The sequence below is a fragment of the Acinetobacter sp. YH01022 genome, assembly GCF_013420235.1.
Classification (GTDB): domain Bacteria; phylum Pseudomonadota; class Gammaproteobacteria; order Pseudomonadales; family Moraxellaceae; genus Acinetobacter.
In genome coordinates this window covers 1-19,173 of the sequence record NZ_VOYP01000003.1, presented here as the reverse complement: position 1 = coordinate 19,173, position 19,173 = coordinate 1, and the positions used below count along the sequence as shown (strand labels likewise).

Sequence of the window (19,173 nt, the reverse complement as noted above, 5' to 3'; positions counted from 1 at the left end):
GTTTGAATATCAGCTGTGCTAGGATGGATTTCTTAAGTAAAAAACCAAGTTTGCACCCTCATGGCACTGATTCTTCCTCTTATTTCTTTTCTTGCCGGATATTGGGGAGTGCATGTTTTAAAGCCGATCCGGCCATTATTGGCAGCTTTGCTGGCCCGTCTCTTTATACCGCTACTGATCATTTACAATATGGTGTTTTATAAAGAAGGCAGTCTATGGCTGATCGGTTTCAGCTTGTTCAGTTCGATTATTTTCTTCAGTGGTTTTTATTATTTTCAACAAGACAAATTACGTGCCCTGTGTTTTAGTTATTTGAATGGTGCATGGTTAGGCCTTCCTTTTGCTTTAGCCGTCTTTGGGCCGGAAGCCAGCAGCACCATTGTCGCCTTATATATCGGCGGCTCTTTATTTGGCAATATCTGTGCAGTGATGGCGGTGAGTGAAACCCGGCAGGATAGGGGATTTATTATTAAAAATGTGCTGCTTTCACCACCTGTTATTGCATTAAGTATCGCCACCCTGCTATCTGGTTGGGATTTAAGCAAATATGAATTTCATCCGGTAATTCAGCTGATTTACCAAACCAATAAGGTCTTGGTGACTTTTGCTGGGATGTGCATTTTGGGCATGTGGCTGAGTAAAGTCAGAATCGGCTGGAGGGATTTGAAACGTAGCTTATTGATCATCAGTAGCCGTATGCTGTTGGCTGTTTTATTGTGTGCAGCAGCTTATCTGTTTTTGCCGATTCCGCATCAATGGCTGACGTTTGCGGTGATGTTGATGTTCTTTATATTGCCGCCAGCAGCGAATATTGTGGCACTGGAAACGCATTATCAGGGGACGGGCTATTCAGCAAAATATATTGCGTCGGGTACTGTGGCCAGTGCGATATTGATCGGGATTTATGGCGTAATGTTGCATGCATTGGTGTCGGGTTTATAAAAATATAAAAAAGTCCTCTCTCCCTGTGGGAGAGAGTTAGAGAGAGGGTCTAAAAGCTTTGCTTTAGAGAAAGATAATTTTTTTCTCTCCTACTAGGAGTAGGTTTAGGGAGAGATGTATTTTAAAAATCCCTCACCCCAGCCCTCTCCCAAAAGGAGAGGAGGTAATAAGAGGCGGAAATTACTTCTCTAGGCTCGCCTTAAACAACTGCATCGCCTGACCACGATGGCTGATTTTATTTTTATCTTCCTTACTCATCTCTGCACTAGAAATACCCAGTTCAGGCAACCAGAATAGCGGGTCATAACCAAAACCGTTTTCGCCACGAGGCGCTTCCAGCACTTCACCTGTCCAGATGCCTTGAAAAATTTGAGGCAGCGGATCTTCAGCATGTTGAACCAGCGCAAGTACGCAAACAAACATGCCCTCAATACTTTCACCTTCTTTACGAAGCGGTTTAAGTCGGGTTAACAGTTTTTCATTGTTGGAGGTATCATTACCATGTTCGCCGGCAAAGCGAGCAGAATAAATACCTGGCGCACCACCCAGTACAGGAACACAAATCCCGGAATCATCGGCAATTGCCGGTTTGCCTGAAATTTTAGATGCATGACGGGCTTTAATAATGGCATTTTCAACAAAGCTCAAACCATCTTCAATTGCATCTTCAATATTCAGTTTGCCTTGAGGAATCACTTCAACAGGCAGATTTAACTCGGCAAACATTTTTTCAAATTCAGCAATTTTCCCTTTGTTGTTACTCGCAAGAACAAGTGTGCCTTGAGATAACCAATCTTGTGCAGACATTCTATAAAAACTCTAATCTTTAAAATAAGTTCAATTTTACCTGAAATAGGGACTAACAATCAGCCAATAAAAAAGCACCCGAAGGTGCTTTATAGAATTAGGCAGAATTACTGTGCCTGAATCCACTTGTCCGCACGGTCACGCGCTTGACGAATCTGTTCTTGGCTCAAGTTAGCAGCCAAAGCGGTTTTCTTGCCTTCAGACAGTGAAATCACTTTATTGTCGAGCATGCCATCACGGGTAGACAATTCATACCACTGATATGCGCCGACATAGTTTTTCTTTTGTTCTTCCATCATGGCCAGATTAAAGCTGGCACGGTTATCGCCACGGCTTGCTGCTTTTTCAAAATATTTACGTGCTAAAGCTTCATCTTTTTTGGTGCCAATACCATCAGCCAGCATACGACCGACATTCAATTGTGCAGCAGTCAGACCTTGATCGGCAGCAGCTTTGTACCAGGAAAAAGCTTGCTGCTCATCCTTCTGGACCTCTCTGCCTTGCTGATATCGGGTACCGAGATAAAATTGTGCAGCGGGTTGACCGGCTTTGGCAGCTTTGGTCAGGTTGTTAATATCCATAACAGAATACTGCGCAGCCTGGCTCGAAACCGATGCCGTAGGTGCAACATATTCTGCATGGGCTTGAATGCTAAACAGTCCAGCCAATAGTGTGCTTAATAATATTTTTTTCATAGTGCGCTCACTCGATAAATAGCGACTTCACCAAACAGATTCGGGATATGTTTACTGAGTAAACTACCTTGCTGATCCCCATTCACGGCAAGTCGATTAATAATCCGGATATCATTTTCCGCACACAGTGCTTCAAAATCACGGAAAGTACATAAATGAATATTTGGCGTGTTATACCACATATACGGTAAAGCTTCCGAAACCGGCATCCTTCCTTTTAATGCCAAGAAAGACCGGGTCTTCCAGTGGGCAAAGTTAGGAAAGGTGATAATCGCCTGTTTCCCCACACGCACCATATCACGCAATAATACGTCTGGTGCATCTACAGCTTGCAAGGCCTGTGCCATCACCACATAGTCGAAGGACTGGTCTGCAAAGCGGCTTAAACCGAGGTTTAAGTCTTGTTGGATAATATTTAACCCCCGACTTACCGCAATTGCAATCTTTTCCTGATCAATTTCTAGGCCATATGCACGAATATTGTGCTTTTTACTCATATGTGCCAGCAGTTCGCCATCACCACAGCCTAAATCCAGTACGCTGGAATCGGGTTTAATCCATTTTTCTGCCAGTTGATGATCGATACGCATTACACAGTCTCCTTAGGTGTGGCTTCGAGGTGTTCTGCACCACCTAAAAATGCACGTAATGATTTAACGTAAAGCGGAATCGGGAACAGGAACGAGTCGTGACCCTGTTCTGCATCAATATCGACATAGCTGACAGGTTTATGGTTGCTGATCAGTGCATCGACAATTTCTTGTGAACGCTGCGGGGTAAAACGCCAGTCGGTGGTAAAGGACACCACCAGAAACTTGCATTGGGTATTGGCCATGGCTTTTTTCAAGGACTGCTCGTACTCGCGTGATGGGTCAAAGTAGTCCAGCGCCTTGGTCATAATCAGGTAAGTGTTGGCATCAAAGTTACGACTGAACTGCTCGCCCTGATAACGCAAATAACTTTCAACCTGGAACTCGACATCAAAACCGTACATAAATTTGCCCGACTTCAAGTCACGGCCAAATTTCTGTTTCATGGCTTCTTCAGACAGATAGGTAATATGACCGACCATACGTGCCAGAATCAGGCCACGTTTAGGATAGCTATCATTTTCCAGATAACGGCCATTATGGAAGTCGGGATCAGACAGAATCGACTGACGTGCCACTTCGTTAAAGGCAATATTCTGTGCCGATAGTTTTGGAGCACTGGCAATGATCACGCATTTTTTTAAACGGTCCGGATAATCCACCGACCATTGCAAAGCCTGCATGCCGCCCAGAGAACCGCCAATAATGGCATACCAGACATCAATGCCCATGCGGTCAGAGAGCAGGGCCTGGGTTTTGACCCAGTCACGCACGGTGACCAGAGGAAAATCCGGTCCATAAGGACGGTTGTCATTTTCCGGATTGGGCGAAATCGGGCCGGTTGAACCGCTGCAACCGCCAATATTATTCAGGGCGACGACAAAGAATTTAGAGGTATCAATGGCTTTACCTGGTCCAATACATGCATCCCACCAACCCGGTTTGCGGTCATCTTCATGATGATAACCTGCCGCATGGTGATGGCCAGACAAGGCATGACAAATCAGAATGGCATTGGATTTGTCGGCATTGAGTTCGCCATAAGTTTCGACCATGAGCTCAAAACGTGGAAGAATTCGGTCACATTCGAGCTCTAACGGCTCTTCGAAAATAAACTTTTGCGGGGTAACTAAGCCCACTGAGTCAGCTGGAAAAGACACAGGAAATTTTCGCCTTAAATCTTTAGGATGAATAACAAAAGGATACCACTTGAGGGTATCCTTTCTAAAGTTTTTTATTTGATATTGCTTATACGGCAGCAGCAATGACCTGATCGGTACTTAATACACCCTGGTCAATCAAGCGGTTGGTGCAGGCAATAATCGCTTCGATAGATGAGGTCACGATGTTGTCATGCACTCCAGCACCAAAGGCTGATTTACCGGCACCTTTGACCTGAAGCTCAACCAAGGCCAAGGCTTTGGCATTTGCACCAGAACCGATACTGCGTTCTTCATAGTTCAACACATCAATTGGCAACTGTAATGCATTCAAGATGGCAGAAATCGGACCGTTACCTTCACCACGCAAGTGCTGAACTTCGCCGTTTACTTCAATATCTAACTCAATGACTTGATTGCCATTTTCATCGGACAATTTGTAGTTTTTAGCAGAGTAATGTGAATCTTTCACGGCCACATAAGTATCTTTAAACAATGCCCAGATGTCTTGTGCAGAAACTTCTTTGGCTTGCTCGTCAGTCACCTGTTGAACCACTTGCGAAAATTCAATCTGTAAACGACGCGGCAACACCACGTTGTAATTGGATTCTAACAAGTAGGCAATACCACCTTTACCCGACTGTGAATTCACGCGAATCACGGCATCGTAATCACGGCCCAAGTCTTTAGGATCGATTGGCAAGTAAGGCATATCCCAGATTTCTTCATTTTTCTGGAATTCAAAACCTTTCTTGATGGCATCCTGATGTGAACCGGAGAATGCAGTGAACACCAAGTCGCCTGCATATGGATGGCGAGGGTGGACTGGCAAGCCTGTGCATTCTTCAACAGTGGCAATAATTTCGTTAATGTTGGAGAAATCTAGGTGCGGTGCAACACCCTGGGTATACATGTTCAAGGCCACAGCTGCCACATCGACGTTACCAGTACGTTCGCCATTGCCAAATACACAACCTTCGACACGGTCTGCACCCGCCATAATCGCCAATTCAGTCGCTGCGATACCACAACCACGGTCATTGTGGCAGTGTACGGAAATAATCACACCATCACGACGCTCGATATTGCGGTGCATCCACTCGACCTGGTCGGCATAGATATTCGGGCTAGATACCTCTACGGTTGCAGGTAAGTTTAAAATGACTTTATTTTCAGGTGATGCTTCCCAGATTTCAGTCACGGCATCACAGGCTGCTTTCGCCACTTCCAATTCGGTTGCAGAGAAACATTCTGGACTGTACTGGAATACAAATTCAGTTTCAGGATATTGTGCTGCGTATTGTTTCACTTTGGTCGCAGCATTGATCGCCAACTGACGAGCACCTTCCACATCGACATTCAAAACTTTTTGACGGAAAGTCGGAGAGTTGGAGTTGTAGATATGCACGATGGCACGTTTCGCACCGACCAAGGATTCGAAAGTACGCTGAATTAAATGATCACGAGCCTGCACCAAAACTTCAATGTACACGTCATGCGGAATATGACCTTCTTCAATCAATTTACGGGTGAAGTCAAAGTCAATTTGCGATGCAGACGGGAAGCCAATTTCAATATGTTTGAAACCAATTTTCACCAACATCTGGAACATCTTGAATTTTTGATCCATATCCATCGGTTCAAAAATGGCTTGGTTACCATCACGTAAGTCGGTACTCATCCATATTGGCGCTTTGGTAATTTCGTTATTTGGCCATTGGCGGTCTGGCAAGTCTACACGCTGGTACATGCGACGATATTTTTTACTTGGATCAGCCAACATCATGAGGTAACTCCTTGAGTAGCATGGGTTGCTTTCAGTGGGTAGATCACGGCAACGTACTACGAATATAGATTGTGTCTATTCTATTAATTTGCAAGCTGGGTACCTAAAAGGATGGGTCGAAAGTTATAAAAAAACCATCAATTCCTATCACTTGGCTTTATCGCAGCTTTTGCAAAGCTATAACTTAATCTTACTGGATTTATTCTGGAAATATTTTTCTTTTTTTGCATATAAAACTGGAGCGTGGGAAATATTTTCCATAAGCAGTACTATTTATGGAAAATATACTCATCAGTGATGTCATTTAGCGTGGCTGTTCCCATTAATGCCATGGTAATCTCAAATTCTTCCTTCAGTATTTTAATCACATGTGCCACACCCAGTGCTCCCGCAGTTGCCAGTCCATAAATATAAGGACGCCCGATGAAAACCGCCGCAGCACCCAGGGCAAGGGCTTTAAACACATCTGAACCACGGCGAATCCCACCATCATAGAGCAGCGGAAAATCGGCCGGCAGCACTTTTTTAATCAACTGCAATGCAGTCAGTGGAGGAATGCAAGTATCTAATACACGACCACCATGATTGGATACAATCAGGCATTGTACGCCGTGCTGTATGGCCAGCAGCGCATCCTGCGGATTGACGATTCCTTTTAAAATAACCGGTAATGAGGTCTGATGAACCATCCAGGCAATATCCTCCCAAGTCGGTGCAATTTTCATCAAACCATTAAATACGGGATGATCCCCCTCATGCAGTTCAGGCAAGGGGATATGCGCCGCTGTATGCGGATGCTGCATGCCTTCCGGCAAATGGAAAAATACCCGGCGTTCACGGTCACGGATACCAGTATGCGGTGAATCCACGGTAATCACCAGGGCTTTAAAATTGTGCTGTTCGGCCAGTTTTACCAGCACCAGCGATTTTTCCCGGTCACCTTGCCAATAGAGTTGAAACCACTTGTATGGATTGTCCTGTTTCAGTTGGCGCATGTCAGTATTGCTAAAGGTACTGAGTACCATATTGCTGCCCAATACTTCTGCGGCCAGTGCGGTTGCTGCTTCAGCTTCAGGATGGAACTGCTGCTGGTGTCCAATCGGGGCCAGAAAAATTGGGTGCGGATATTCCTGCCCTAAAATTTTACAGCGGGTATGACCTTGAGTCAGGTCTTTGAGCATTCGGGGCAATAAGTGAATCTGTTGAAACTGATCCAGATTGGCGCGAACGCTGACCTCATCCATAGAGCCGCCTTGCAAGTATTGCCATACCATATCAGGCAGATGCTTTTGTGCTTCAATTTCATAATCGGCAATGGTTTGTAAATAAGCCGGAATCTGCGAGAGGGGAGCAAGGGGTGCAACGGTTTTCATAGGTCGCCCCATTGGCGTAATAGGTTATGGTAATGACTGGTCAAACCCAGAATTTCTTCGTTATCGCCAATCTGCTGGCGCAATTTAATAATGTTCATGTCGAGGTTAAACAGCATGCTGCGTTGCCAGTCATCTTTGACTATGCTTTGTATCCAGGTACATGCCGCTATCCGTTTGCCTTGGGTCACCGGTTCCACCCGATGTAAACTGGTGGCCGGGTAGAGTATGGCATCTCCCGCATCGAGCTTGACTTCATGACTGCCATAATTGTCTTCCACAATCAGTTCACCACCTGCATATTCATCCGGTTCAGATAAAAACACGGTGATGGAAACGTCAGTACGAATAGCTTGTCCGATGCTGCTGGAATATTGCACGGCATTATCGACATGATTGCCATAATGCCCCTGATCCTGATAGCAGTTAAATAAAGGCGGAAGAATATGCTTGGGCAATGCCGCAGATTTGAGCTGGAGGTTGTGTTGTAAGGCCTGAAGAATTTTGGCCGCAAAGGATTGATAAGCAATGCTGTTGGGATCAATCTGTAGATTATTTTTTATTTTTTGTGCCTGAAAGCCGGCACTGTGCTGACCCTGAATCCAGGCCTGACTGTTATCTAATTGTTGTCGTAGCTCGACAACCTGCTGTTTGCTTAGAATTTCAGGAATATGTAACATCATCAGCTTGATCTGCATCCCTAACATTAATTGGATTCAAAAATAAATCATGTAGTGCATTAGGTACAGTTGCTATTTCATACACGAGGAGTCAACAGTCACTAAATCTAACACACTATATTTATACTCAATCTGCTAAGACTTGGCGAATGGCTTAAAACTTATAGTTAAAGGTTAAAGCTGCAGAACGCGGTTGTCCTAATATCACACGGCCACCGCCATTATTGAGGGTACTGATGTATTCCTTGTCTGCCAGATTATAGACATTCAAGTTGACCGAAGCGTTCTTATTCAAGCTGTAGCCCGCCATGGCATCAAATACCACATAGCCTGGAATGTTAGGCATATTCGCCGCTGCCGTGCTGTCGGTAATGACACGTTTTTGTTCGTCTACATAGCGCGCACCCAAGCCCAGTTTAAAGCCGGAAACATCATAAGTAGACCATAAGCTTGCAGTCCATTCCGGTGACCAGCGCACATTGTTGGTTCGGGTAATTGCTCCTGTGGTTGCATTCACGCTGAGCTGATCTTCTTGTTCAGTTTTCATATGAGCCACGCCGGCAGATACATTCCATGCATCCGTGATTTTGCCCACAGCACTCAGTTCAACCCCTTTCACGGTCGTTTTACCTTGTTGAATGGATTCTTGGGTAATGGCATCCTGAGTAAACTGGTTTTCATTTTCAGTGTAATAGGCAGCAGCATTGAGTGCCAGTTGATCATTGAGCAAATCCCACTTGGTGCCAATTTCATAGTGATGGGTTTCTTGCGGTTTGGCAGCAGCACTGTTAATTCCGGTTGCTGAAAGGCTAAAGTTGGCGCTTCCCGGAGGAGTCAGGGATTTGGCATAAGAAGCATATACGCTACTTTTAGCCGTAGGTTTAAATAGGCCTCCCAGTTTCCAGCTGACCAAGGTGTCATGTGCACCAAAACTAGCAGGGACCAAGCTGCTGCTACCCGATGGCAAGGTCAAAGCATCATATTCGGTGTCGTAATAGTCGACCCGTACTCCACCATTCAGCTGGAAGCGCTCGCCAAATTTAAGCGTGTCGAATAAATAGGCGGCAGCTGTATCAGTTTCACCATGGGTATAGCCCCCATTATACATCAGGCCAGGCATTGCTTCATTGCGATCTGGATCATAAAGATTGGCCCAAGATGTGGCTACTGTCGCTTGACCCGGCATTTGCGTAGCCATAGTTTTCGTATGTTGCTGTTCTTTTAAAAATTCCAAACCTGCAACTACATCATGCTCAATGGCACCGGTTGTTAAATTCAGGTTCAAAGTACTCTGGTTAGCAAGAATCTTATTTTCCTGATCGACACCCTGACGTGAACGGTTAACTTCCCAGTCTTTTGGATCATTTGAACCATTGGTTCTTAAACCGGCTGAACCGGTATTTATCCCGGTTAAAACACGGTTCATACTGGTTTTACCCAAACGGGTGATGTTGGTCAGTTTGACCTTTTCAGCCAGATCACTTTCGATCTTTGCCGTATACATATCTGCATCGACATCTTCATGGTCATCGACGTGACCATAAAAGTTTTCGCGATTCACTTTAGGTGCTGAAGCTAAAGCAGAATCGGCATTGTAGAAACCCTTCATGCCAATAGTTGGGATACCGCCATCCGGAATATTGCGTTGACGAATATGCTGTGAATAGAGATACAGGCGGGTATCGCTATCCAGGCCAAAAGCAATCGAGGGTGCAATGGCCCAGCCGTTGTTTTCAATAAAGTCGCGGCCTTCAACGCCGCCGTCCTGTCCCATGGCATTTAAACGAACTGCAATGCCATCATTAATTACCTGATTGATATCAGCAGTCAGGCGGGCATGTTCTGCAGTATTGTAAGTGGCAGAAACTTCACGGCTATTTTCAGTCTGTGGTAGTTTGCTGACCAGGTTGATATACCCTGATGCTGCACCACGACCAGCTTCCGCACCAGAAGGGCCTTTGACCACTTCAATCTGTTCCAGGTTAAAGACATCGCGGGTGACTGCACCCAAATCGCGAATACCATCGACATAGGTAGAGGTTTGAGTCGAAAAACCGCGCATTTGAAAGGCATCGCCGGCACTGGTATTGCCATTTTCACCCAGTTGCAGGGTAATTCCCGGTGTGTTTCTTAAGGCTTCAACCAAAGACGTCGCACCTTGTTCTTTTAATAGTTCTTTTTTAATCACGGAAACGGTTTGCGGGGTATCGACCAGTGGCTGGGTATATTTTGGGGAACTGACGCTATCGGCTTTATATTTATTTTCCGCTTTAGATTCCACGGTAATGGTTGGCAGCTGGGTGACACCATTGCTTGCTGCTGCATGATTCATGAGCGGGAACGAGGCTGCTAAGGCAACCAGTTGAGCATTTCTGTGGTGTTTACGGCTTTTGATTTGTGCCATGGTCAGTCATCCCTAGTTTCGTATAAGACAGAATTCCAATACTGTTTTGCAACTTTTGTGGTCAGTAATCTGGAACTAAAAGTGGATAGATTGTTATGTATTGTAACAATGGTGCAAATATTAATGATAATTATTATTATTTGCAATAAATTTATAGAAGATTATTCGTTTTTATTTAAAATGTGGTTTAAAAAAGCGCAGTGGATGTGCTCAATCCATTGCGCTAATGAAAAAGAATGATGATTAGGCTGGGATTTTTATACTGACTTACAATGAAATGCTTAACTCTGCTGCTCAGTTTTAGGAAAATTAAAATCATCCTCAACATTCATGCAGCACTTGAATCATGCGCTTTTCATGATTTTAAGCTTAGAGTTCAGCCCATTTACGCATTAAATTATGATAGAGATTGGTGAGTTTAATGACCTCTTCGTGCTTGTCACCCAACTGCATACGCAAGTTCTGAATGGACTGATCCAGATTAAACAGCATGTGGCGTTCCGCATCATCACGGATCATGCTTTGTACCCAAAAGAAAGACGCGAGACGGCAGCCGGAGGTTACTGGCGTGACTTCATGCACACTGGTGGAAGGGTAGAGGATCATATCGCCCGCGGGTAGTTTAACCTCATGATAGCCATAGGTGTCTTCAACCACCAGGTCGCCACCTTCATATTCTTCCGGGTCGCTTAAAAAAACCGTGCAGGATAAATCCGTTCGTAAGCGGTCATTGCTGCCACGGATACGGCGGATGGAATTGTCGACATGAAAACCAAAAGCTTCATTGTTTTCATAACGGTTAAACAGTGGCGGAATAATGTCGAGAGGAATGGCCGCAGATAAAAACAAGGGATGCTGACCCAATGATTCTAAAATGATGGTACTTAAGTGATGAGTCAGGGGATGATCTTCAGGCAGTTGCTGGTTTTGTTTGACTGTGGCAGACAGTGTACCGGCAGTGACTTTACCATTGACCCATTCAATTTTTGCCATTTCTTCACGGAAATATTGAACTTGTTCTTTACTCAGGACGTTAGGAATATGATGGATCACGACAATACACCTTTGGAAGAATGAATTCTTTTAGCTATAAAAATAGCCTCATTATTATGAGGCTATTTTAGATTAAATCCATAATTAATTTATGGTTTTAATTGAGCTTAGTATTTGAAATTTAGTGACAATACTGCGCTACGACCTTCTGCTTCAGTGGCGTAGTGAGATGCATATGCTTTAGTGAAATAGCGTTCATCAGACAGGTTATTGACATTCAATTGCAGGTCAACATTTTCGTTAACGTTGTAACGTGCCATGGCATCGTAACGTACATAACCTGGAACGTATTTGGTATTGGCCAAATCACCATAGACTTTGTCCATAGCAGTTGCACCAGCACCAAGTTGCAGTTGTGGCAGAACCTGATAGGTTGTCCAAAGTGTAGCGCTGTTTTTAGGAACATTCGGCATTTGGTTGCCGTTAAATACCGTTTGGTCAGTACAGGTTGTACCGCGACAGCTGACGCCATTCTTGGTCGCTTCACTATCAAGATAGGTATAGCCTGCACTGATCTCCCATTGATCTGTAATTTTACCGTTCAAGCCCAGCTCGATACCGTCAACTTTGCTTTCGCCAATATTACTATAAGTAGTAGGACTCAACTGGATACGCGCATTCTGCTTTTCAGTACGGAAAATAGCGGCAGTTAAATTCAAGCGATCTTGTAAAAGGTCCCATTTGGTCCCAATTTCGAAAGTCTGGCTTTCTTCAGGATCCAAGTTGCTATAATTTGCACCAATACCTTCAGAACCGTCACCAGCATCTACACCCACAGGGTTTGCAGATGTTGCATAGCTGGCATAGATTGAAGCGTTTTCAACCGGTTTAAAAGTAAGGCCTGCTTGATAAGTAAAGAAGTCAGTATCACTTTCTGTTGTTACTTTGTCGCCAGCTTGAGCTGTAGGGGTTGTTGCAGTCACAGCACTATTTCGTGCACCATAGGTCATGGTTTGCTCTGTATCAAACTTATCCCAACGCACGCCCAAATCTAAAATCCATTGTGGATGGAACTCAATGCTGTCCAGGAAGTAAACAGAAGTGGACTTGGTTTTTGTATTGTATTGGTCTGCACCTTCAGTACTGATACTTCCTGTCCATGGTCCCCGATTAGGGTTTTGAACAGCAGTACACCAGCCCGAAGCAATATCGGCAGGGCTACATTTGTTGTATTCTGCACCTGTGGCAGACAAGCCATTAATAATATATTGGGTACGATCTGTTTCTTGATCTGAATACTCTGCGCCTAAGTTAAAGCTATGCTTTAAGGCACCAGTATTGAATTTACCGGTTAATGCTAATTGGTCGGTAAAGGTATCTGTATCGGCAACACGAGAGTTTACACGTGCCCATACATTACCGGTTTTATAAATGTTCCCTTGAGAATCATCTGGGTTGGTCCACAGATAATCATTTTTAGAGTTGTTATAAACAGCTGTATTTGAAATGGTTAGATTGTCAGTCAGGTCATGTTCTAACTTGATTGTACCCACCTGATTTTCCTGTTTCTGGAAATCACGGTCTTCCCAACCGTAGTAAATGCCTTGTTTGACATCAATTGGTTTTCCTGAATATTGGGAATATCCAGTTGGGTTGTTGTAGGGTACACCTGAATCAGGGGTATCATCTGTTTTTAGGTAGTAATAATTTAAAGTTGCACGGGTAGGGGTGTCTAAACCAAAAGTAATACTTGGAGCGATCCCGGCACGTTTGTATTCAGTCCCATCGGCTTGACCTGCTTTTTCATTGTGGTGTCCTAATACTGCAACACGCGCTGCAATACCATTACCAAAATCTTTGTTGCCATCTAGGGTAATACGCTGGTAATTATCGGTACCTGCACCAACAGAGCCTTCCAAAAAGTCACCTTTTTTTGCGACTTTAGAAATCATGTTAACGCTACCACCCGCAGCACCCGCACCACTTAAAGCAGAAGCTGAACCTTTAGTGACTTCAACCTGTTCTACAGCAAACATTTCACGGTTTTGTGAAGTCGCGTTGCGCACACCATCGACATACATGGAACTTTCTGAGTTATAACCGCGAATAAATGGACGGTCACCATTCGGGTTACCCCCTTCACCAGCCCCTAAAGTAATACCGGGCACTGTACGCAAAGCATCGCTTAAAGTTGTCACTTGAGTATCTTCAATCAATTGCTTTGAAATTACAGAAACTGATTTAGGCGTATCCAGCAAAGGAGCAACAAACTTGGAGTTGGCAGATTGGTCTACTTTTAAACCTTGAGCTGTTTCTACTTCCGCCTGAGTATGAATAGTTTCAAGTTGAGCAACTTGATCTTGTGCAAATGTATTCGCTGACATCACTGAAAGTGAGGAAACAATCGCAGAAGATACGATTTTTTTGCGTGTTTTAATGAAGGCCATTTCGAACTCAAAAGGGTACTGTGAAAACGTATGAGAATAATAATGATTCTTATTTTTTATCACTATGAGTTATAATTGTAATTGGTAATCATTTTTAAGTTATCAATTTGTTTTTTGAATCAAATAATGTGGCTATTTAAAGTTAATTTATTGATTTATATATGTATCTTATATTTTAATGGTTTTTCTATTTTTAATTGGGAATATTGATGTTAATTTTTTTAACAGTGATATAGCCAATTACCAACAAAAATTTCATTTTGTATTCAATGTTTATGCTGAGTCCAAGCGTGTAATTCTACTTTTAAAGGCTATTCCTGATTTTAAGTAAATAATCTTTTTCGTAAAAAATAAAAACAGGGAATGCGATCATGAAATTTCTACTCAAAAGAGCTTTTTGCAGGAGGAACAGGGGATTTAGACAAAAATTATGAACTGTGGCTAAAACAGGGCTGAATGAGAACCACAAAAGATAGCCAGAAAAAATACTGAAATAAAAAGTATCAAACAGCGAAAAATAGGCGAAAGCGGTAAAAAAATATAGAAAATGGCGATGTTTATGCACTACAGATGTTCAAAGTTGTAATTAAGCCAGACTTTTATGATCAGAATACTTAAAATTTAATGGTTAAAACATCCGGTTTTGTATATCTTTCAATGTTGTCATATAATGTGGCACTTTCAAAATTGCAATTACTATTTCTATATCGAGGAAGCCATGCAAGTAACTTCTGAAGCGGTTTCGGGCGTTGCCCGTCGTTTAAATGTATCTGTACCGACGAGCCGTGTGAACGAGCAATTTGAAGCTCGTTTAAAACGCACTGCTAAAACTGTGAAGATCAACGGCTTCCGTCCAGGTAAAGTGCCTTTAAATGTAGTACGTCGTGAATATGGCGCAGGTATTTATCAAGAAGTTGTGAACGATGTAATTCGTGACACAGTATTCGAAGCGATTCAACAAGAGAAAATCAATGCTGTTGGCATGCCAAACATTGAAAAAGTTGAAAACAAAGAAGACGCTCTTGTTTATGAAGCAACTGTAGAAGTTTATCCAGAAGTTGAAGTGAAATTTGACGGCTTGGAAGTTGAACGTAAAGCAACTGAAGTCAACGACAAAGACGTCGATCAAATGATCGAAAACCTTCAAAAGCAACGTGCAAGCTGGACTGAAACCAAAGGCATGGCTAAAAAAGACATGCAAGTTACTTTCGACTTTGAAGGTACTGTAGACGGTGAAAAATTCGAAGGCGGTGCTGCTGAAGACTTTAAACTGGTTCTAGGTTCTGGTCGTATGATCCCTGGCTTCGAAGACGGTATCGTTGGTATGAAGAAAGGCGAAGAGAAAGTAATTGATGTTACTTTCCCTGAAGACTACCAGGCTGAAAACCTTGCGGGTAAAGCTGCTCAATTCAAAATCACTGTGAAGCTAGTTGAAAAACAAAAACTTCCAGAAGTTGATGCTGAATTCTTGAAAATCTTCGGTCTAACTGAAGAAGAAGGCGTTGAAAAATTAAAAGCTGACGTTCGTAAAAACATGGAACGTGAAGTGAAAAATGGTCTTCGTAATCAGGTAAAAGGCGCGACTTTCGATGCACTTGTAGCTGCAAACGAAGTTGAAGTTCCTGCTTCTATGTTGTCTCAAGAAATTGACCGTCAACGTCAACAAATGATTCAACAGTTCACTCAACAGTTTGGTGCTCAAGGTGCAAAAGCATTTGACAGCAGCATGCTTCCAGATGAGTTGTTCAAAGAACAAGCTGAAAAATCTGTAAAACTTGGCGTGTTGGTGAGCAAGGTTTTAGCGGACGCTAAAATTGAAGTTGATGCTGCTCGCGTTGAAGCTTACATCGAAGACATGGCTTCTTCTTACGAAGACCCAACTGAAGTGATTGAATACTTCAAAAATGACAAACAGCAACGTGCTCAAATCGAAGCTGTTGTATTAGAAGATCAAGTAGTTGATCACATCTTGGCATCTGCTAAAGTGACTGACAAAAAAGTAAGCTATGAAGACTTATTGAAAGAGCAACAAGCTCGTCAACAAGGCTAAGCTTAGCTGACCGAAAAAAGGCGCATCATGCGCCTTTTTTTATGTACAGGCTTATCGTGACCTGTCCTGAATTCACAATGCTTATATAAAAAATATCTGTTATTTAATTGGGAATATTTTGCATTTTCGGCAATTATCCCTCATATTGTGACTATGAGTTGAGTAACAAAAAATTTAGGAATAAATAACGTATGTATGTTCCAACAATTGATAACGCTTTAGTGCCAGTGGTGGTTGAACAGTCTTCTCGTGGTGAGCGTTCTTTCGATATTTTCTCACGTCTTTTGCGTGAACGCGTCATCTTCTTAACCGGTGAAGTTGAAGACAACATGGCAAATTTAATTGTTGCTCAAATGTTGTTTTTAGAAGCAGAGAACCCAGATAAAGATATACACCTCTATATTAATTCACCAGGAGGTTCAGTGACTGCAGGTATGGCCATTTACGATACCATGCAATTCATTAAACCGGATGTCGTGACATATTGTATGGGACAGGCAGCCTCTATGGGTGCATTCCTGCTTAATGCAGGTGCTAAGGGTAAACGTTATTGCCTGGAAAATGCCCGTGTGATGATTCACCAGCCACTAGGTGGTTTCCGTGGTCAGGCATCGGATATTGAAATTCACGCGCGTGAAATTCTATTTATTAAAGAACGTTTAAACCGTTTAATGGCAGAGCATAGTGGTCAAGACTATGAAACTGTTGCTAGAGATACTGACCGTGATAACTTTATGACAGCACAGGCTGCTAAAGAATACGGTCTCGTGGATGAAGTACTTACTAAACGTCCATAATTTTCAGATTTTTATATTGGAGTGAATATGTCCGATCATCCTCAAGGACAAAAGCATTGTTCATTTTGCGGTAAAACGCAGTCTGAAGTCGGGAAACTGATTGCAGGTGAGGACGCTTACATCTGTAATGAGTGTGTGGACGTATGCCTAGATTTAGTCCAAACCAGCCAGCAAGTTGAATCGGGCGATTGGGCGAGCAAACCGTTGCCTAAGCCACACGAAATTCGTGCCGCACTTGATCAATATGTCATTGGTCAGGATGTTGCCAAGAAAACGCTTTCAGTTGCAGTGTATAACCATTACAAGCGTCTAAAAGTGACCCATAGCGGCCATAAGCATGATGATGCGGTTGAACTGGCAAAAAGTAATATTTTACTGGTTGGACCAACAGGTTCAGGTAAAACTTTGCTGGCACAAACTTTAGCGCGTTTGCTTGATGTTCCATTTGCCATGGCCGATGCGACCACTTTGACCGAAGCGGGTTATGTCGGTGAAGATGTGGAAAACATCGTACAGAAGCTGTTGCAAAAAGCCGACTATGATGTAGAAAAAGCGCAAAAGGGTATTATCTATATCGACGAGATTGACAAGATTACCCGTAAATCTGAAAACCCGTCGATTACCCGTGATGTATCTGGTGAAGGTGTCCAGCAGGCGTTGTTGAAAATGATCGAAGGTACGGTTGCCTCAATCCCGCCACAAGGTGGTCGTAAGCATCCGCAGCAAGAGTTCATTCAGATTGATACCTCAAATATCCTGTTTATCTGTGGCGGTGCCTTCTCTGGTCTAGAGAAAATCGTGCAACAGCGTCAGGAAAAAGGCGGGATCGGTTTCACTGCTGAAGTGAAGAACAAAAATGAAACCCGAAAGTTGTCTGATTTGTTCCGTCAGGTTGAAGCAACAGACTTGGTGAAATTTGGCTTGATTCCAGAATTTATTGGCCGTTTGCCGGTCATCGCAACTCTGGATGAGCTGGATGAAGAAGCCTTAATGCAGATTCTGACTGAGCCAAAAAATGCCTTAACCCGTCAATATCAATATTTGTTTGATATGGAGCATGTGGATCTGGTATTTGAAGATTCAGCATTACGTGCCGTAGCGAAAAAAGCTTTGGAACGTAATACAGGTGCACGTGGTCTGCGTTCAATTCTGGAAAATGCATTACTTGAAACCATGTATGATTTACCAAGCCGTACCGATGTCGGGACTGTGATTGTGAATGATGCAGTGATTTCTGGTGAAGCAAAACCGGTGTTAAAAGCAGAACGTCAGCCTAAATCAGAGACTGAAAATGAGGCTAAAGTAGATTTAAAAGTGATAAATTCTAAATCTGCTTAATTCGCTATTCGTCAGAAACGCGCGGAAAACTTGTGTTTTCGCGCGTTTTTTATTTCCAAAAATAAAACCTAATGTTAATCTCAAGAACTCGGCGTGGAAGCCGAAATAAAATCAATATATAGCAAACAATGAAGTGCTTAATTCAGTTTAGTACAAAAATAAAAAAATACGCGGTGAGGGAAAATCATGCGTGGAGTCTGTATTGCAGTCTGTGCAAGCTTTATTTTATTGGGATGCCATGGCAAATCTGCTATGGAGCACACTCAAGCGACATCGACCTTAAAACCTGTCAATACTGAAAATGAACCGGGATTATTGGAACAGTACCGTTTTGGCATGTTTAGCATTGGTGCTTGGGTTAATCAAAAGATAGGACAGCGCTTTCAGCCAGTTCAGGCACAGAACGATCAGGCTGCGATTGTTTATTTATACCGTCCTGATAGTAAGTGGAACCGTCATGAAATTGTGGCATCCAGCTTGTTTATCAATAGTGAACATATTCCAAGTTTATTAAACAATCATTATTACTGGGTAGAACTACCTGCCGGAACCTATCGCATATCCACCAGCCGCCCTGTGGGGGTACAGCATTTCCAAAAACCCAAATATCTGGATTTTACCGTGCAGGCAGGACAGTCTTATTTTATTAAGTATGATGAAGAAAACTTAACTACCCGTCGTGAAGTTTCGGGGCCTTTAATCTTGATGCCGGAAAAAATGGGCTTAAATGAAATCGCCTATACTCAGCTGAAGTCAGAAAGTTATAACTTTGTTGCACTCGATCAAAATAGCGGGAAGTTGCGTAAGAAAGCGCAAAAGCTGAAACCTGCAAAATATGATCCAGCAGAAGATGTACAGCTGACCAAACCCTTTAAACTGTGGAATCCTTTAACCTGGTAAAGAAAGAATACTGGATGTGTGAAATAGACTTTAAGTAGTTTAGAGCAAACAAGTTATTTATCTTAAAACAAAAAGCACCCATTAGGGCACTACTGTCCCATAGTTTGCTTTAAATAAAAAAACCTGAGTCTAAATAGTTAAAATATGAGTGCAAACAAACACTTTAACTATAAAGGACTCAGGTTTTGTCACATCAGAATACCGTATTTCATCA

15 protein-coding genes are annotated in these 19,173 nt (G+C 43.0%); 5 read left to right on the top strand and 10 right to left on the bottom strand.

Annotated elements, in window-relative coordinates; genetic code table 11:
- Positions 1-60: 60 nt before the first annotated feature.
- Entirely contained in the window at positions 61-942 is an 882-nt protein-coding gene (locus tag FTT87_RS01625; RefSeq protein WP_180174220.1) for a permease, read from the top strand.
- A gap of 180 nt (positions 943-1,122) precedes the next feature.
- Here FTT87_RS01625 and rdgB read toward each other — a convergent pair whose 3' ends face one another.
- From rdgB to FTT87_RS01575, 10 genes are all read right to left on the bottom strand, one after another.
- Positions 1,123-1,749 carry an RdgB/HAM1 family non-canonical purine NTP pyrophosphatase gene (gene rdgB, locus FTT87_RS01620; RefSeq protein WP_180174219.1) on the bottom strand — a complete coding sequence of 209 codons (627 nt, stop codon included), beginning with the start codon at positions 1,747-1,749 and terminating at the stop codon, positions 1,123-1,125.
- Positions 1,750-1,856: 107 nt separating this feature from the next.
- Positions 1,857-2,444: a tetratricopeptide repeat protein gene (locus FTT87_RS01615; RefSeq protein ID WP_086195405.1), complete on the bottom strand. Its 588-nt coding sequence runs from the start codon at positions 2,442-2,444 to the stop codon at positions 1,857-1,859.
- Complete coding sequence (gene metW, locus FTT87_RS01610) at positions 2,441-3,034, bottom strand: methionine biosynthesis protein MetW (RefSeq protein ID WP_086175817.1); 594 nt, start codon at positions 3,032-3,034, stop codon at positions 2,441-2,443. The genes FTT87_RS01615 and metW overlap by 4 nt, the downstream gene beginning before the upstream one ends.
- A complete protein-coding gene (locus tag FTT87_RS01605) occupies positions 3,034-4,194 on the bottom strand; it encodes a homoserine O-acetyltransferase (RefSeq protein ID WP_086175816.1) in 1,161 nt (386 codons plus the stop codon). The genes metW and FTT87_RS01605 overlap by 1 nt, the downstream gene beginning before the upstream one ends.
- A gap of 88 nt (positions 4,195-4,282) precedes the next feature.
- Positions 4,283-5,980, bottom strand: coding sequence for a 2-isopropylmalate synthase (leuA, locus tag FTT87_RS01600; RefSeq protein ID WP_180174218.1), 1,698 nt, complete (start codon positions 5,978-5,980; stop codon positions 4,283-4,285).
- A gap of 269 nt (positions 5,981-6,249) precedes the next feature.
- Positions 6,250-7,353 carry an alpha-hydroxy acid oxidase gene (locus FTT87_RS01595; RefSeq protein ID WP_180174217.1) on the bottom strand — a complete coding sequence of 368 codons (1,104 nt, stop codon included), beginning with the start codon at positions 7,351-7,353 and terminating at the stop codon, positions 6,250-6,252.
- Positions 7,350-8,033, bottom strand: a complete 684-nt coding sequence (locus FTT87_RS01590; protein ID WP_180174251.1) for a Fe2+-dependent dioxygenase — start codon at positions 8,031-8,033, stop codon at positions 7,350-7,352. The genes FTT87_RS01595 and FTT87_RS01590 overlap by 4 nt, the downstream gene beginning before the upstream one ends.
- 151 nt (positions 8,034-8,184) lie before the next feature.
- Entirely contained in the window at positions 8,185-10,434 is a 2,250-nt protein-coding gene (locus FTT87_RS01585) for a catecholate siderophore receptor Fiu (RefSeq protein ID WP_180174216.1), read from the bottom strand.
- Positions 10,435-10,803: 369 nt separating this feature from the next.
- Positions 10,804-11,487, bottom strand: coding sequence for a Fe2+-dependent dioxygenase (locus FTT87_RS01580; RefSeq protein WP_086195410.1), 684 nt, complete (start codon positions 11,485-11,487; stop codon positions 10,804-10,806).
- Between the two features lie 107 nt (positions 11,488-11,594).
- Entirely contained in the window at positions 11,595-13,874 is a 2,280-nt protein-coding gene (locus FTT87_RS01575; RefSeq protein WP_180174215.1) for a TonB-dependent siderophore receptor, read from the bottom strand.
- 718 nt (positions 13,875-14,592) lie between these two features.
- Between FTT87_RS01575 and tig the strand changes: the two genes are divergently transcribed.
- The 4 genes from tig to FTT87_RS01555 all read left to right on the top strand — a co-directional run bounded on the left by tig (position 14,593) and on the right by FTT87_RS01555 (position 18,959).
- Complete coding sequence (tig, locus tag FTT87_RS01570; protein ID WP_086195412.1) at positions 14,593-15,924, top strand: trigger factor; 1,332 nt, start codon at positions 14,593-14,595, stop codon at positions 15,922-15,924.
- A 191-nt stretch (positions 15,925-16,115) separates the two neighbouring features.
- The gene (clpP, locus tag FTT87_RS01565) at positions 16,116-16,721 is read left to right on the top strand and encodes an ATP-dependent Clp endopeptidase proteolytic subunit ClpP (protein WP_086175809.1); all 606 of its coding nucleotides are present in this window, start codon (positions 16,116-16,118) and stop codon (positions 16,719-16,721) included.
- A 27-nt stretch (positions 16,722-16,748) separates the two neighbouring features.
- On the top strand, positions 16,749-18,059 hold the full coding sequence (clpX, locus tag FTT87_RS01560; protein WP_180174214.1) for an ATP-dependent protease ATP-binding subunit ClpX: 1,311 nt from the start codon (positions 16,749-16,751) through the stop codon (positions 18,057-18,059).
- A 186-nt stretch (positions 18,060-18,245) separates the two neighbouring features.
- Positions 18,246-18,959 (top strand): DUF2846 domain-containing protein, encoded by a 714-nt coding sequence (locus tag FTT87_RS01555; RefSeq protein WP_180174213.1) that lies wholly within the window; start codon positions 18,246-18,248, stop codon positions 18,957-18,959.
- Positions 18,960-19,173: the final 214 nt, after the last annotated feature.

Coding starts and splice junctions, on each gene's coding strand:
- clpX (WP_180174214.1), top strand. CDS start 16,749: ATGTCCGATCATCCTCAAGGACAAAAGCATTGTTCATTTTGCGGTAAA.
- FTT87_RS01575 (WP_180174215.1), bottom strand. CDS start 13,874: ATGGCCTTCATTAAAACACGCAAAAAAATCGTATCTTCTGCGATTGTT.
- FTT87_RS01595 (WP_180174217.1), bottom strand. CDS start 7,353: ATGAAAACCGTTGCACCCCTTGCTCCCCTCTCGCAGATTCCGGCTTAT.
- FTT87_RS01555 (WP_180174213.1), top strand. CDS start 18,246: ATGCGTGGAGTCTGTATTGCAGTCTGTGCAAGCTTTATTTTATTGGGA.
- leuA (WP_180174218.1), bottom strand. CDS start 5,980: ATGATGTTGGCTGATCCAAGTAAAAAATATCGTCGCATGTACCAGCGT.
- clpP (WP_086175809.1), top strand. CDS start 16,116: ATGTATGTTCCAACAATTGATAACGCTTTAGTGCCAGTGGTGGTTGAA.
- FTT87_RS01615 (WP_086195405.1), bottom strand. CDS start 2,444: ATGAAAAAAATATTATTAAGCACACTATTGGCTGGACTGTTTAGCATT.
- rdgB (WP_180174219.1), bottom strand. CDS start 1,749: ATGTCTGCACAAGATTGGTTATCTCAAGGCACACTTGTTCTTGCGAGT.
- FTT87_RS01625 (WP_180174220.1), top strand. CDS start 61: ATGGCACTGATTCTTCCTCTTATTTCTTTTCTTGCCGGATATTGGGGA.
- FTT87_RS01585 (WP_180174216.1), bottom strand. CDS start 10,434: ATGGCACAAATCAAAAGCCGTAAACACCACAGAAATGCTCAACTGGTT.
- tig (WP_086195412.1), top strand. CDS start 14,593: ATGCAAGTAACTTCTGAAGCGGTTTCGGGCGTTGCCCGTCGTTTAAAT.
- metW (WP_086175817.1), bottom strand. CDS start 3,034: ATGCGTATCGATCATCAACTGGCAGAAAAATGGATTAAACCCGATTCC.
- FTT87_RS01590 (WP_180174251.1), bottom strand. CDS start 8,033: ATGATGTTACATATTCCTGAAATTCTAAGCAAACAGCAGGTTGTCGAG.